The organism is Shewanella sp. AC34-MNA-CIBAN-0136, assembly GCF_040309945.1.
Taxonomy (GTDB): domain Bacteria; phylum Pseudomonadota; class Gammaproteobacteria; order Enterobacterales; family Shewanellaceae; genus Shewanella.
On the sequence record NZ_JBEOPJ010000018.1, the window covers coordinates 88,784 to 104,251 of the forward strand.

The window sequence follows — 15,468 nt, forward strand, 5'->3', positions numbered from 1 at the left end:
AACCGTTGCTGTATATTAGTGGGAATACTTTTCACTAATATTGAATCACTAATATTGAATCACTGATATTGAATCACTCATATTTAATCAATGTTTATTTAACCTCCGCTCGAGATTGTAAACACGATTATCAAATTCTAATGCCACCATTGCATCGGCTCGCTATTGAAGTCTTCATGCGCCTTGATAGTCATACAATGGCAAGTTTCACATGACTGTTGAACAGTCCTTTTACTCGATTTACCCAATCTATCAGCCCAAACTTAAGTTATTCAATACAGCACTATTGAGGCTAATGTGTGATTGAACGGACTAATATTGTCCAGTTGATTTAGCCAGAGGCAATATATCGGCGTAGGTCAAAAACTAATAAAATAAGACTGATGACCTCAACGGAACATATTTAGGCCGTGAATGTGATAAAAGTGATATAGGATTGACGCTTACCTATGATAAAATCTGCCGCCATTTTCGCGGATGACGACTCATATAAAATTGAATGAGTGTCAGTGGTAATTAATTTCACACTTGCACGGACGCCAAGCTATGAGAGCCCAATATGAAGTTTCCTGGTCAACGTAAGTCCAAACACTATTTCCCTGTAAACAGTCGTGATCCGTTATTGGCTCAACTTACGCAGCAGCCTCAACCTTTTTCTACTTACATTTGCGGTATCGATCAAACCTTGGTTGATATCGAGGCTAAAGTAGAAGACGAGTTACTTGAGCGATATGGCTTACCTAAAGGCAACTCTACTCTCATTAATGATGAGCAAGCCCATAATTTGTACCATGAACTTAAATCCAATGAGATGATTAGCGATGAATTTGCCGGTGGCACTATTGGTAACACCGTCCATAATTATTCGATTTTAGCCGATGACCGCTCAGTGCTTTTTGGGGTTATGAGCCAGCATATTATGGTGGGTAGCTATGCATATCGCTATTTATGTAACACTTCCTCAAAGGTTGATCTTAACTTTTTACAACCTGTCGATGGTCCTATCGGTCGCTGCTTTACGTTAATTTCCGATTGTGGTGAACGCACGTTTGCTATCAGTAAAGGCGCGATGGATAAGCTAACACCTGAGTATATCGATAAAGAGGTGATACAAGGCAGTTCGGCGTTAGTATTAACGGCATACCTGATGCGAGCAAGCGAAGGTGATGGCATTACTGATGCGGCAATGACGGCCATTAATTACGCTAAAGAAGCCGATGTACCAGTGGTGTTAACCTTAGGGACACGCTTTTTAATTCAAGAAGATCCGCAATGGTGGCAAAATTTTATTAATGAGCATGTCACTATTTTAGCCATGAATGAAGACGAAGGTGAAGCGTTAACGGGTTTTAAAGACCCGTTGCTTGCCAGTGAAATGGCGCTAGATTGGTGTGACATGGTGCTAACCACGGCGGGTGCGATAGGGCTTTATACTGCGGGTTATACTGAAGATGCTGAAAAGCGTGAAACCAGCCATACCTTATTACCGGGCGCCATTCCTGAATTTAACCGTTATGAGTTTTCTCGCCCTAAATTACAAGTGGATTGCGATACGCCCATAAAAGTGTACGCTCACATTGCCCCTTACATGGGTGGACCTGAATTAATTCGTAATACCAATGGTGCTGGTGATGGAGCTTTGTCTGCGTTGCTTCATGATTTATCAGCCAATACGTTCCATAAAACCAATGTGCCTGGTTCGAGTAAACATAAACGAGATGGTTTATGTTATTCGTCGTTTTCACAAGTGTGTAAATACGCTAATCGCGTTGCATACGAAGTGTTAGCGCAGCATAGTCCACGTTTATCTCGTGGTTTACCAGAGCGAGAAGACAGTCTAGAAGAGTCATATTGGGAACGATGATTGGTCATCGATAAAAATAAAACGATAATGATGCATCATTATCGTTTTTTTTTGTGTAGATTTTTATAGAATAGGCACCGAAAGTCAGAATATTAATAAGCAATCAGGAGCGTCACGTGAAAGGACAAATCTTAAGAGAGATGCATGTACTTAAGGCTATTGAGCCTGAGTTTGAGATCCAACGCAGAATTGCTTTTATTAAGGCAAAATTATCAGATGCTCACAGCAAAACTTTAGTCTTGGGGATCAGTGGCGGTGTTGATTCATCACTTGCTGGACGTTTATGCCAACTGGCAGTGAATAGCCTTAATCAAGAAAAAACCAGTGACGAGTATCAGTTTATTGCAGTGCGCTTACCTTACCATGTCCAGCAAGATGAAGCTGAAGCTCAGCTAGCCTGTCAGTTTATTCAGCCTTCAAAACAGGTGACCGTGAATGTTCATGATGGTGTTGTTGGCATCCATAATGCCACTATAGTGGGTCTCACCGCCGCGGGTTTAGCATCAACAGATGCTGCTAAGACTGACTTTCTCAAGGGTAATGTTAAAGCCCGAATGCGCATGATAGTCCAATATGATATCGCAGGTGCTATGGGCGGCCTTGTTGTGGGCACTGATCATAGTGCGGAAAATATTACTGGTTTCTATACCAAATGGGGCGATGGGGCTTGCGATTTAGCGCCGTTATTTGGCTTAAATAAACGTCAAGTACGTCAATTAGCAGCCCATTTAGGCGCGCCAGAGATATTGGTCAAAAAGGCCCCTACGGCGGACTTAGAAGACAATAAGCCTCAACTTGAAGATGAGGTCGCTTTAGGGCTGACCTATGATCAAATTGATGACTTCTTAGAAGGTAAAGATGTTGCTAAGTCTGTGGAAGATAAATTGGTGAGTATCTATAAACGTACCCAACATAAACGTGAGCCTATTCCGACGATTTACGATTAATATCTTACACTTTGCTTAAGGTGATGTGTTGTCGGGTGAGTTCTATTAACGCATTAGCATATTGTCGATAATCTAAATATGGCGTCAGTAACACCGTGTGCTGGTGCTGTATTTTTTGCTTTTCATCTAGTGACGTATACTGCCGAGGATCGGATATTCCCATACGTTGCTGGGCTTCTTTACCACATAAAATATGCCAAAATTCAGGAAGAAATACTACCTCGTCGTGATGTTCAATATTGGGGTTAACAATACGTAATTGGCAATGCAAGCGTGATGGAGTATTGATATGTTTTCCGGTTTGTGGATCATGATGTTCATTAAATAATTGGTCACGGATCTGTTTCCAATTAATCCCTTTATTAGCATTAATATCGTGCTCTAAACAGCAAATCTTCGCCATTATGGTGACAATTTTCCGCCAGTGATTACCATTTAATGTGACCAGTTGTGTGATTGCATCGGGATGCGTGGCTTGCCAGTGCGCGGGTAGCTCTGGAGGCGTAGGTAAATAAAAAATGATATCGGGATTCATCGGTCCCCATATATGGCTATATAAACCTGATGACATATTATTTCCAGTATTGTTATGAATAGTAAGTGCCTGACAGTTCAGCAGTAAATGTTACGCTATATTTTTGTTTGTATTCGGTATCTATTTTTTAAGGTAATTATGCGTGCAATTGTGATTGGATCGACAAAACATTTTTTATTTGCCGCATTTTATGGTGCTTTAGGTATTGGGTTAGCGTTAATTATTACTGCTGTTTGGATGCTTAATGCGCGGCCTAATTTATCATTATGGCACACGACACATCTAACCTCTGAATACCATCAACAGTCTGGTTTAACTGATTTTAGCCAATATTTACAATTAGAAGATAAACTTTTTGCTGAAGTAGAACAGCAGGTTTACCGTCAATATCAACCTGAAATAGCATCCCCAATTAATCGTTATGAGCGTAATAGCCTGTCAGATCCTGGGTTATGGCAACAAAATTGGAATCGTTCTTTCGAATGGAAAAACCCCCAAGCTGAGTTTGGCCTTTTATTACTACACGGCATGTCTGACTCACCTTATGTGATGTCGCATTTTGCGCAGCATTATCAACATCAGGCTTATGTTTTAGGGTTGCGCTTGCCAGGACACGGTACCATTCCGTCAGGATTAACCGATATTACTTGGCCTGATCTTGCTGGGGCTGTATCACTTGCTGTTGCCCGCTTGTCTGCCCAATTACCCGGTAAACCCATTTATGTGGTCGGTTTTTCGACAGGAGCTGCTTTAGCGTTAAACCATGAACTTGAGAATATCAGTTTAGATAAGCCTACAAGCTTTGCCGGTATGGTCATGTTATCACCAGCCATTGGTCTTGCTCCCATTGCAGCAGGCGCTTATTGGCAAGCTAAACTGGGTAAATTACTCGGCCAAGATAAACTGTATTGGAACAGTATTCAAACGGAATATGATCCCTTTAAATATCGGTCTTTTGCTGTTAATGCTGGCGATGTTGTATATCAGTTAACTCAGCGTAACCAGACCTTATTAGCGTCATTATCGCCGCAACAGTTTGATGCTATTCCTGCAATATTAACGTTTCAGTCAGTTGTTGATGATACGGTCTCTTCACTTGCTGTGGTTGATTTGCTATATCAAAAATTGCCGCTAAACAAAGGCCATCAATTGGTGCTCTTTGATGTCAATAGGACGAAGAGTAACAACCAATTACTGTTTCAAGATCCACTGGCGACTTTTGCTCCATTTTGGCTACCAAAGCAATTACCTTACCGTTTAAGTTTGGTTGAAAATGATCCGCAACGGGATAATCATGTTCAAGTCAGGGAGCTAGCTGATAAATCGATAACCGATGATGTGTTAGCGTTAAGTTTAACTTGGCCTAATGATGTGTATTCTTTATCTCATGTGGCGTTAAGTTTTCCGATTGAAGATACCCTTTACGGGCCTCTACCAGGTATTGATTCGGATAAAATCCAAATTGGCAGAGCAATTTATCAAGGTGAACGGGGCATTTTCAGTGTGACGGCCGATGACATGTTGCGTCAGAAGTGGAATCCATTTTATCCTTATATGATGACTCGCATTGATGAGTTTACTCAAGGGCATCAATCTGAGTCACCATTAGACAGTAAACCAGTAAACATTAGTCGCTAATGATGCTAATAATTGTTTTATTACGTCCCTGTTGTTTTGCTTGGTAGAGATTATCATCAGCGACTTTAATCCACTTATCGAGTTCAGCTTCATAATCAGCACTGGCCGTAATAGCACCAATACTGACCGTCACGTTGAATGACTGTTTATCTTCGGGTGAGGTGATTTCTAATTGCGACAGTGCTTCTCTAAAGCCATTGAGATGGTGTTCAATATGTAAGGTATTGGACAAAGGCAGAATAAGCAAAAATTCTTCTCCGCCGTAACGAGCCACAATATCAATGTCGCGTTTAAAGTATTTCTGCAATAAATGCGACACGTTCCGCAAGCACTCATCTCCAGCTAAATGGCCATAATTGTCATTTACTTTTTTGAAGAAATCTAAATCAAGCAATACAACAGTAATGGCCTGATCGCTTCGCAAACAAAAATCCACTAACTCACCAAATTTACGTTCAGCATAACGGCGATTATATAAGCCAGTTAACGGATCTCTATCAACCAGCTCGGTGAGTTTTTTGTTGGCCTTTTCTAATTCCGCGGTACGATTAGCCACAGTCTCTTCTAATTCGACTTGATGCGCGATGAGTTGTTGCTTACTGGCTGCTAATCGTTGATACAGGTTGAATACTTCTCTGGGTGAACTATCGTCAATTGCCGAGGTTTTTTCTGGACTTGAATATGACTGACTGAATTGATTGGCGACAGCTTCTAATGGCACCGTTAACAACGCGCTGAGCTTTTTTGAAATATAGAAGGTACCCAATAATGCAATCAACAGCATGATAAAACTACTGAACATTTGTTCTTCAGCGAGTTTTAGTAGCGGCGAAAATTCTTTTAAAATATACACTGTCCAACCATTATCGAGCTCCCGGTGAGCATACATATATTCAGGCACAATTGAGGTAGTATTGTGAATATTGATTAACTCAAGATTGGCACGATACACACCTTTATTTATTGCAAAATTAAATTGTGAAAGTGGTTTTAAACCGAGTTTTTTGGAAGCATAAATAATTTGATTTTGTTCATCAACCATCACTACAGATTCATCTTCGGTATATTCATTAACTTGATCAATATGTGAAAAATGAGTTAAATCAAGCGAACCTTCTACTATTCCTGCTACTTGTGTGCGTTGCTCATCGAGATAAAAGGGAGCGCTCATGGCAATAATCGCGTCATTACCAAAACCGCGGCCCAGAAAGGCAGATGATACGAATAGGCGCTGGTTATAGAATGATTCAATAAAATAATCTCTATCGTTAATGTTGATACTTTGTTCTGGTAATTGCTGTGTTAATAGTCTTGATACTGGGCTGGCTGCCACAATATTGGCTGCCGGATTGGCGATCAACATACTGATAAAACCGGGATAGTTTTGATGTGAACTTGATAAAATGCCTTGCCATTGCTCTGGTTTATCGGCAACTAAATCTAATTGACTTGCTGTATTTTGGATCACGGTTTGATGGTTTTTGATATAATTTTGTGCAGAGGTCGATAGGTGGGCGACCGCTTCCGTCATGTTTTGTTTTAACATGACTTGTTGACGTTCTAAAAAATAAAAATTAAAGATTAACGCTGAAAACAATAATGTTAACGTCACCATTAAGGTGAAGAAATAAGTCAGTTGCGCGCTTAATTGTCTACGGTTGCGGTCTTTAACTTTGTCTTTTAAAAACCATAACTTTGGAATAGCTAAAATAAGTAATGATGCAATACTGGTATATATCAGTCCGTTGATGCCTTGCTTTGAAATAATAAAGCCTAAGTGAGATGGCGGTATATCCATCAATAGAACCACATATAAATACACCATTGGTGCACCTATAAATAACCAATAAGCGGCATCGGCATATAAGGCATAGATATCACGGCGTCTGGCATAGCCTAAAAATAATGCTTCAAGCCCAAAAAATAAGTAAACATGCGGGCTATCCCATATCAACATTAATCCTGTTGATGCCATCATTGCGGTCAAAAAGGCATACCAAGGCCCCAATAAAACAGCAGCAATGACAGTCACCGTGTTACCTAATACAAATTGCACGTTAGCAAAAAATTGTATCGGGTAACAATTGATGAACAATCCTATTACTCCCAAGATAATCGAGAATAAAAGGTGTTGTTGATTAATGCGAGGCAATGTCAAAAAAATATCCTTATTATCTGTATTCTAAAAAGATTTATTCCTATCTAAGCATTTATCTCAGGAAATAGAACAGATTTCAACGCAAACCAAGTTTTTTTTACTCACAAATATTCCTTTTTATCTTTTGTGATGCAGATCTCAATCTTTTAATGGCGAAATCTTGTTCGACCTTGGTCTAATTAAATTGAAAAATTAGAAGTTCATTTCAATTGATTATTTCTCAATCATCTGATTTATATGCATTTTAATATTTTACGTTAACGTTTGTTAATCAAGTACGACTAAGGTCTTGATTGTGATGGCCCCCTGAATTGCTAAATTAACAATGGCTTTACAAAAAATAACTTAGGGGAGTCGCAATGAGTTTCGAAAATAACGATAAGGCAGCGGGTTACTGGCGTGAGAATTTACGTTTAGTACTTAGCTTGCTTGCAATTTGGGCTGCAGTGTCATTTGGCTGCGGTATTCTATTAGTAGATGTGTTAAACGAAATTACCTTTATGGGATTCAAACTGGGTTTCTGGTTTGCGCAGCAGGGTGCAATGTATGTATTCGTGGCGCTGATTTTTGTTTATGTGGCGAAAGCTAATACATTAGACAAAAAATACAATGTTCAGGAAGACTAAGGGGCACTAAGATGGATGTTCAAACACTAACATATTTAATTGTCGGCGCGACTTTTGCGCTGTACATCGGGATCGCCATTTGGACTCGAGCTGGTTCAACTAAAGAGTTTTATGTTGCAGGTGGTGGTGTTCACCCTGTTCTAAATGGTATGGCAACTGCAGCCGACTGGATGTCAGCAGCATCGTTTATTTCATTAGCCGGTATTGTATCTTTTACTGGTTATGATGGCTCAGTTTATCTAATGGGTTGGACCGGCGGTTATGTGCTATTAGCATTATGTATGGCGCCTTATTTACGTAAATTTGGTAAATTTACGGTTCCGGACTTTATTGGTGATCGCTACTACTCTCAGACGGCACGTACTGTCGCTGTTATTTGTGCCATCTTTATTTGTTTTACCTACATTGCAGGCCAAATGCGTGGTGTTGGCGTAGTGTTCTCTCGTTTCTTAGAAGTTGACGTAGAAACAGGGGTGTACATTGGTATGGCAGTCGTATTCTTTTATGCTGTATTAGGTGGCATGAAAGGGATTACTTACACACAGGTAGCACAATACTGCGTTCTTATTTTTGCCTTTATGGTTCCTGCTATCTTTATCTCAGTGATGATGACAGGTCACATATTACCGCAAATTGGTTTTGGCGCTGAGATGATTGATGCCGCAGGTAATGGTACGGGGGTGTATTTACTCGATAAGCTCGATGGATTATCGGCAGAACTCGGGTTCTCCCAATATACCGAAGGCTCCAAGTCGATGATAGATGTGTTCTTTATTACCGGTGCATTAATGTTTGGTACAGCAGGCTTACCGCATGTGATTGTTCGTTTCTTTACTGTTCCTAAAGTAAAAGACGCGCGTATTTCTGCGGGCTGGGCTTTAGTATTTATCGCTATTATGTACACCACTATTCCTGCATTGTCTGCTTTCTCTCGCGTTAATATGATTGAAACCATCAATGGACCAGAATCAACTGGCGTGCCTTATGAAACTGCGCCAACTTGGATTAAAAACTGGGAAAAAACGGGTTTAATTACATGGGACGATAAGAACAACGATGGCAAGATTTTTTACACCAATGGTGAAAAAAATGAGATGAACATTGACCGCGATATTATGGTTCTTGCCACGCCTGAAATTGCCAATCTTCCAGCATGGGTTATTGCATTAGTTGCCGCGGGTGGTTTAGCTGCAGCATTGTCTACCTCTGCGGGTTTATTACTGGTAATTTCAACCTCTGTGTCGCACGATTTACTCAAGAAAAATCTAATGCCGGATATTTCGGATCAGAAAGAGTTAATGTATGCACGAATAGCTGCTGGTTTCGGGGTTGTTATGGCGGGTTACTTTGGTATTAATCCTCCAGGATTCGTAGCCGCGGTGGTGGCCATTGCATTTGGTCTCGCAGCAGCCTCGTTATTCCCTGCTATTATCATGGGGATTTTCTCTAGAACCATGAATAAAGAAGGTGCTATTTCAGGTATGGTGATCGGGCTATTATTTACTGCTAGTTATATCGCCTACTTTAAGTTTATTAATCCTGCATCGAATACATCTGAAAACTGGTTATTTGGTATTTCACCAGAAGGTATTGGTATGGTGGGAATGATGGTTAACTTTGGTGTCGCTTTTGCTGTCAGTAAAGTTACTGCTAAAATTCCTGACGAAATAGTCGCAATGGTTGAGTCTATTCGTTTCCCTAAAGGGTCAGGCGAAGCACACGATCATTAAACTGCTGTAATCAACACTGTTTAAAAAGAGCGCTTAGGCGCTCTTTTTGTTGGGCTTTAGTCCTATAGCAGATAAGCGAAACGCTTTGTTATAGTGATATTGTTCGCCCATGCACAATAGGGAAATGATTAATGGATGCCAGTGAGTTACAACCCGTAGAGCAGTTTTTAGCAGCACATTCGCCTTTCGACACGCTACCTAAAGAGAGTATTCAATATTGTGCGAGAAAGATTAGCGTCGGTTATTACAGTAAAGCGTCTGCCTTTGTTGAGTTCGATAAAGACAATCCGAAATTGTACATTGTGCGCAGCGGTGCATTTGAAGTGCGCGATCCTGAAGGTGTATTGGTTGACCGTGTTGGCGAAGGAGAATGTTTTGGTTTTTCCACCTTATTATCGGGTGAAAAGGTCATTAATAAAGTGGCCATTTTAGAAGATGGTTTGGTTTATCATTTACCACAATCAGTATTTGCCCAATTACGTTCTGAACATCGCAGCTTTGATCAATTTTTTGCTCGTGCTTTTGCTAAACGCTTACGCAATGAAACTAAATTTACCGCTAAAGACTTGACCACGACTAGCCGTATTACTTCAATTATGTCATCTCAGCCCATTATCATCGATGCTCATGCCAGTGTTATGGATGCGGCTAAATTAATGCGTGAACACCGGGTCTCATCGGTACTCGTTATCGATAATCAAAAATTAACCGGTATTTTGACCGATCGAGATTTACGTAATCGAATTATCGCAGAAGGCTTAGATGTCAATACGCTGGTGAGTCAAGCCATGACCATCAATCCCGTGACAACTCATGCCAACGCGCTAGTATTCGAAGCAATGTTGGCGATGAGTGAACATAATATTCACCACTTACCTGTGGTTGATGGAAGCCGTGCGTTAGGGATGATCACTAGTACTGATATTTTGCGTTCGCAAAGCTCACAACCTCTACTGCTTATTGGCGAAATAGGCCGGCAAGCAAATATAGAGAAACTTATTCAAGTGAGTAAGCAAATCCCGCTACTATTACAAAATTTAATCAGTGCCGATGCTAGAGCTGAAGAGATAGGTAGAGTATTAACCTCGGTAACTGATGCATTAACGCGTCGGCTGATTGAATTGAATCAACAGATTTTAGGTCAGGCACCAATGGCGTTTTGTTGGTTGGCTTTTGGTTCCCAAGGCAGGCAAGATCAGGTTGCTTGTTCTGACCAAGATAATGGCTTATTGCTGGCACATGAACCCGATGAATTTGCTGGTGCTTATTTTGAAGCATTAACAAAAGCGGTATGTAAGGGCTTAGATGAATGTGGTTATATTTATTGCCCCGGTGACATTATGGCGCAAAATCCCAAATGGCGCTTGTCACTGGTGAAGTGGAAAGGGCTTTTCTCTAGATGGGTAAACACGCCGGAACCAAAAGCTTTAATGCATGCCAGTATATTTTTCGACATGCGCCCAGTGTTTGGGCCATTGAGTTTATTCAGTGAACTGCAAGATGATGTTTTAGCCGCTACACAAAATAACGATATTTTCCTTGCCGGAATGGCGGGAAACTCGTTAACTGAATCACCGCCATTGGGCTTTTTTAGGAAGTTTGTCCTTGAGCGTGATGGTAGTGAAGTGAAAGGTATGGATTTAAAGCATAAGGGCAGTGCATTAATTAATGACATTGCCAGAGTGTATGCCTTAAGTGCAGGTATCAAAGAGGTTAATACTGCTAAGCGGATCAGAGCGTTAATGGACGCTAATATTATTAATCGTAAAGATGCACTTAATTTGGCGGATGCCCATGAGTTCATGGCACACATGCGTCTAGCTAATCAAGGTTACCAAGCCACCAATAATTTACCAGTGAACAATTATCTTAAACCACAACATCTTTCTTCATTAATGCGTCATCAGCTTCGTGATGCATTTAAAGTGGTGCACGATGCACAAGCAGGAATAAAGCTTAAGTTCATGAGGAGTTTCTAGTGGTCAATTTTTGGTGGGTAAAAACGGTGTTGTGGCGTAAAAAAATGACCACTTTACCGTCGCCATTAAATACATATTTAGAAGCAATCACGCCGGCATTAACAACCCTATTTCTAGATGCTCCATTGATGGCGATTGATCTTGAAATGACTGGCTTAGATCCAATCCATGATCAAGTCATCAGTATCGGTTTGGTACCAATTGTCAACGGTGTCATTCCGCTTGAAAAAGCACAACATATGATGATATCCATTAGTGGCAGTGTGGGTCATAGCGCGACGGTTCACGGTATTGTCGATAATCAATTGCATATGGCGTTAACGTTAGCCGAGGCAATTGATTGGTTTTTATCACAAACCAAGGGCTGTATTTTAGTGGCGCACCATGCACCATTAGACATACAGTTTATTCAGCAGCAGTTGATACGCTGTTTTGGTCAATCAATTCCGTTGGTATTTATCGATACGTTGGCCATAGAAAAAAAACGTTGTTTAATGCAACAATCGGTATTGAAAGAAGGCTCGTTACGCTTGAATGCAAGCCGTGAACGTTACCGTTTACCCGTTTATTCTGCTCACAATGCGCTTATTGATGCATTATCTTGTGCAGAGTTATTGTTGGCTCAAGTGGCAGCGATGGGCGATATTAAAAAGTTGTCGGTTAAAGACTTAATTAATGTCTTTCGCTAGAAAAGAAAAGCCAGTCATCGAGACTGGCTTTTCTATTAAACGCACAATATCGCTTATTCTGCGTTTTTAGCTTTATTGAAAAAATAATCAACCGCAGGTTTAATCAATTCAAGTGCGGTTTTATCGCAAGGCGGTAATGCTGCATCACTGGTGTTAATTGGTGTGGTGCGTTCACCCCATTTTAGCAGTAAGGCAGCCGAGGTTAATCCAGCACCAAACGCGCAAGATAGAATCGTTTGATTGGCTTCAATTCTACCTTGAGATAACGCATCACAAATCGCAATCGGGATAGTGGCAGCCGATGTATTGCCATAATCAGCGATATTGACGAAAGCTTTTTCTTTTGGAATTTTCATTCGGCTTACTAAAGTATCAATAATACGTTCGTTTGCCTGATGCGGAATAACAAAGTCGACATCATCGATGTTGATACCACATTTGTCTAATACCTTATTACTTAAACTTCCCATGCCATGAATCGCACGTTTAAATACGTCTTGACCATTGATATGAATGTAAAAATCCAATGAGTCATTGTCAAATCTATCCATCTGGGTGCCAAAATTAGACTTTAAAATATCGCGACCTTCAGGATCGTTATTTAATTCATAACCTAATACGCCACCAGGTTGGTCACTGGCTTCTAGCACAACAGCACCAGCACCATCACCAAATAACACAGCGGTTTCACGTCGAGACCAATCAAGGTAAAAAGATAAACGTTCAGCGCCAATAATCAGAATTTTCTTACTTTGGCCGCTTTTTATCATTGAGCTAGCCAAGCCAACGCCATACAAAAATCCACTGCAAGCAGCGTTAATATCAAATGCACCGCAGGTAGCGCCAATATTTGCCTGTACCGTAGATGCAATATTTGGGATCAAGGTATCAGGGCTGGCGGTGGCTAGAATAATTAAATCTAATTCACTGCCATCAATCCCTGCAGCGGCAAGTGCATGCTTAGCTGCAACCGACGCCATTTCAGAAGTATTGACGTGACTGATGTTACGCTTACTAATACCAGTACGTGTTTTAATCCATTCATCCGTCGTTTCCATGAATGTGGCTAAATCTTCATTGGTCAATGTTGCGGGCGGAACTGACTTCCCCCAACCGGTAATGTGTGCATACTGCATATGAAGTTCTCTCAATACGTTTCAATAGTTAATTAAATTTATATACAAAAACAACAGTTTAAAATGAATCTGTTGATATTAAATGCTTAAGTGGTCATGACTAAGATTTATTATTGTTATTATGACTTAATCTTTTGTTCTACCAGTTTCGTGATTGAAGCCGAAGCATGCAAGATATGCTCACGCAGTAAAGTAGTGGCTTTTGCGACGTCACGTTTTTTACATAATTCGAGTAACACTCGATGTTCTCTTTCGGCGATAGGGATCCCGCCAGTAAATAACAACTGCAGACGAATATAGCGGTCGCAATTGGTGTTTAAACCGTTAACCACTTCCATTGTATGAGGTCGATTAGCCGCTTGGTATAAACGAGTATGGAATCGAGTATTAAGCTCACTCCAACTTGCTACTGATTCTTTCAGTTTAAATGCCAATTCAAGTTTAACCAGTACGGCTTCAGCTTCGGCAATATCATTGTCAGATAGGTTAGGGATGGCCTTAGCCAACAAATCCGATTCGATCATAGCGCGCAATTCAAATAATTCAGTGACTTGCTCAACAGATAACAATGTTGCCGTCGCGCCTTTATGCGGTTCGAAATTAATTAAGCCTTCAGCTTCTAACTGAACTAACGCTTCACGAACGGGAATGCGACTTACATTTAACTGTTCTGCAATAGCAGACTGCCTGAGCGGTTCTCCTCCTTGTATATCACCAGAAAGGATCCGTTCTCTGAGCGCCTCTACAACAAGTTGCGTACGCGTTTTATGAATAATAGGAGGTATATTGCTCATGTATTCTATAATAATCACTAATTTCTTCGAGCAAGGGTAACGCTTAGCCGCCGCTTTATAAAGTGAAACCTATACAATTATGCAGATTAAGCTCATAAAATGGGGGTAAATAAACAAATTAATAAAAATATTCAGATTATCTGGCCCCAAATTCATCTCAATGGGATAATCGACACAAGAAAGAGTTTAAGGAGTGTTAGGTTGAATAAAGCAGTATTTCTCGATCGTGATGGTGTGATCAATAAAGACAATGGTTACGTTCATACAGTGGACGACTTTGAGTATATCGACGGTGTATTTGAAGCGTGTCTTGCATTAAAGCAAATGGGTTACCTATTAATAGTGGTGACCAATCAATCCGGCATTGCTCGTGGCATGTACAGTGAAGATGATTTTCATCATTTAACGGAATGGATGGATTGGAACTTTGCCGATAAAGGTGTCGAACTTGATGGTATCTACTATTGCCCGCATCATCCACAAAAAGGCCTAGGTGGATATAAGCAAGATTGCGATTGCAGAAAGCCAAAACCCGGCATGATGCTCGATGCTGCAGAATTCTTGAAAATCGATATGAGCCAGTCTGTAATGGTGGGTGATAAAGCTGATGATATGCGCGCAGCAAAAGCGGCTGGCATTAACACTGCCATTTTGGTTCGTTCAGGTAAAGTAGTAGACGAAGCCGGAGTTGAACTTGCCAGTGCAGTGGTTGACAGTATCGCTGACGTTCCGAGTCTGCTAAGTCAATTACTCGCAAAATAATAGAATCGCCAATGCAAAGCTATCATTTCAACTGTTCATATATAAGCTTTCACCGACTTATATATGAACAGAGATTTTCAGTGTAACAATTACTTAGTTTTAGACTTTCTCTTCCTTTATATACTAGTCAGCATATTTTTGTTGCTAACAAACCCCTAATCCAAATAAAGATATGTCATCCATTAACGCCAAATCGTTCGTGCTACTAAAAGTTGCTACGAAGTTAACATGAAATTAACGCCGTTTCAGTTATGTTTTGGTCTCAACAAGCTAAATTAGCCACTTAAACCACGCTGAGCCGCATAATAAGCCTTATATAGGTAGATAAAATAAATTTGCTGTTCGTTGTAGCGAGCTATTTATGGTTATAAAGTCAGCAAAAACTTCAATAAATATGGCTTTAAGTTCAAATAGTATGCAGTTGGGTCGTAATAGTCATAAAAACCGTAGAAAGCTCTTGCGCTATAAAAAGTTTTCCCTATAATACACCCCACTGACACGGAACGCAGCGTCTAACGCTAGTTGCCAGGTCCGCTCTTTAACAATTTATCAAGTAATCTGTGTGGACATTCACAGGTATTGAGTTATTCGAAATTGTCTTCTGTTCTTC

The 15,468-nt window shown here is 40.5% G+C and carries 12 protein-coding genes; 8 read left to right on the plus strand and 4 right to left on the minus strand.

Features of this window, described 5'->3' with window-relative positions; translation table 11 throughout:
• Positions 1–559 precede the first annotated feature (559 nt).
• Both AAEY94_RS16725 and nadE read left to right on the plus strand, forming a co-directional pair.
• Positions 560–1,864, plus strand: a complete 1,305-nt coding sequence (locus AAEY94_RS16725) for an inosine/guanosine kinase (RefSeq protein WP_101088171.1) — start codon at positions 560–562, stop codon at positions 1,862–1,864.
• 116 nt (positions 1,865–1,980) lie between these two features.
• Positions 1,981–2,811: an NAD(+) synthase gene (nadE, locus tag AAEY94_RS16730; protein ID WP_101088172.1), complete on the plus strand. Its 831-nt coding sequence runs from the start codon at positions 1,981–1,983 to the stop codon at positions 2,809–2,811.
• A 4-nt stretch (positions 2,812–2,815) separates the two neighbouring features.
• Here the strand turns inward: nadE and AAEY94_RS16735 are convergent, their stop codons facing one another.
• On the minus strand, positions 2,816–3,382 hold the full coding sequence (locus AAEY94_RS16735; protein WP_243756279.1) for a DUF6942 family protein: 567 nt from the start codon (positions 3,380–3,382) through the stop codon (positions 2,816–2,818).
• A gap of 102 nt (positions 3,383–3,484) precedes the next feature.
• Here AAEY94_RS16735 and AAEY94_RS16740 point away from each other — a divergent pair, with 102 nt between their 5' ends.
• On the plus strand, positions 3,485–4,984 hold the full coding sequence (locus tag AAEY94_RS16740) for an alpha/beta hydrolase (protein WP_350979292.1): 1,500 nt from the start codon (positions 3,485–3,487) through the stop codon (positions 4,982–4,984).
• Here AAEY94_RS16740 and AAEY94_RS16745 read toward each other — a convergent pair.
• Positions 4,974–7,142 (minus strand): diguanylate cyclase, encoded by a 2,169-nt coding sequence (locus AAEY94_RS16745; RefSeq protein ID WP_347400442.1) that lies wholly within the window; start codon positions 7,140–7,142, stop codon positions 4,974–4,976. The two genes, AAEY94_RS16740 and AAEY94_RS16745, sit on opposite strands and share 11 nt — an antisense overlap.
• 359 nt (positions 7,143–7,501) lie before the next feature.
• On the opposite strand from AAEY94_RS16745, the gene AAEY94_RS16750 reads away from it, so the two are divergent.
• The 4 genes from AAEY94_RS16750 (at position 7,502) to AAEY94_RS16765 (ending at position 12,166) form a co-directional block, all read left to right on the plus strand.
• Positions 7,502–7,768 carry a DUF4212 domain-containing protein gene (locus tag AAEY94_RS16750; RefSeq protein WP_011637017.1) on the plus strand — a complete coding sequence of 89 codons (267 nt, stop codon included), beginning with the start codon at positions 7,502–7,504 and terminating at the stop codon, positions 7,766–7,768.
• A gap of 11 nt (positions 7,769–7,779) precedes the next feature.
• A complete protein-coding gene (locus AAEY94_RS16755; RefSeq protein ID WP_101088178.1) occupies positions 7,780–9,498 on the plus strand; it encodes a sodium:solute symporter family protein in 1,719 nt (572 codons plus the stop codon).
• A 131-nt stretch (positions 9,499–9,629) separates the two neighbouring features.
• Positions 9,630–11,477, plus strand: coding sequence for a DUF294 nucleotidyltransferase-like domain-containing protein (locus tag AAEY94_RS16760; RefSeq protein ID WP_350979293.1), 1,848 nt, complete (start codon positions 9,630–9,632; stop codon positions 11,475–11,477).
• Positions 11,477–12,166, plus strand: coding sequence for an exonuclease domain-containing protein (locus tag AAEY94_RS16765; RefSeq protein WP_182745039.1), 690 nt, complete (start codon positions 11,477–11,479; stop codon positions 12,164–12,166). The genes AAEY94_RS16760 and AAEY94_RS16765 overlap by 1 nt, the downstream gene beginning before the upstream one ends.
• 53 nt (positions 12,167–12,219) lie before the next feature.
• Here AAEY94_RS16765 and AAEY94_RS16770 read toward each other — a convergent pair whose 3' ends face one another.
• Both AAEY94_RS16770 and AAEY94_RS16775 read right to left on the minus strand, forming a co-directional pair.
• Positions 12,220–13,302 carry a ketoacyl-ACP synthase III gene (locus AAEY94_RS16770; protein WP_101088184.1) on the minus strand — a complete coding sequence of 361 codons (1,083 nt, stop codon included), beginning with the start codon at positions 13,300–13,302 and terminating at the stop codon, positions 12,220–12,222.
• Positions 13,303–13,421: 119 nt separating this feature from the next.
• Positions 13,422–14,096 (minus strand): GntR family transcriptional regulator, encoded by a 675-nt coding sequence (locus AAEY94_RS16775; protein ID WP_350979294.1) that lies wholly within the window; start codon positions 14,094–14,096, stop codon positions 13,422–13,424.
• A 201-nt stretch (positions 14,097–14,297) separates the two neighbouring features.
• On the opposite strand from AAEY94_RS16775, the gene gmhB reads away from it, so the two are divergent.
• Positions 14,298–14,858: a D-glycero-beta-D-manno-heptose 1,7-bisphosphate 7-phosphatase gene (gmhB, locus tag AAEY94_RS16780; protein WP_350979295.1), complete on the plus strand. Its 561-nt coding sequence runs from the start codon at positions 14,298–14,300 to the stop codon at positions 14,856–14,858.
• Positions 14,859–15,468 lie beyond the last annotated feature (610 nt).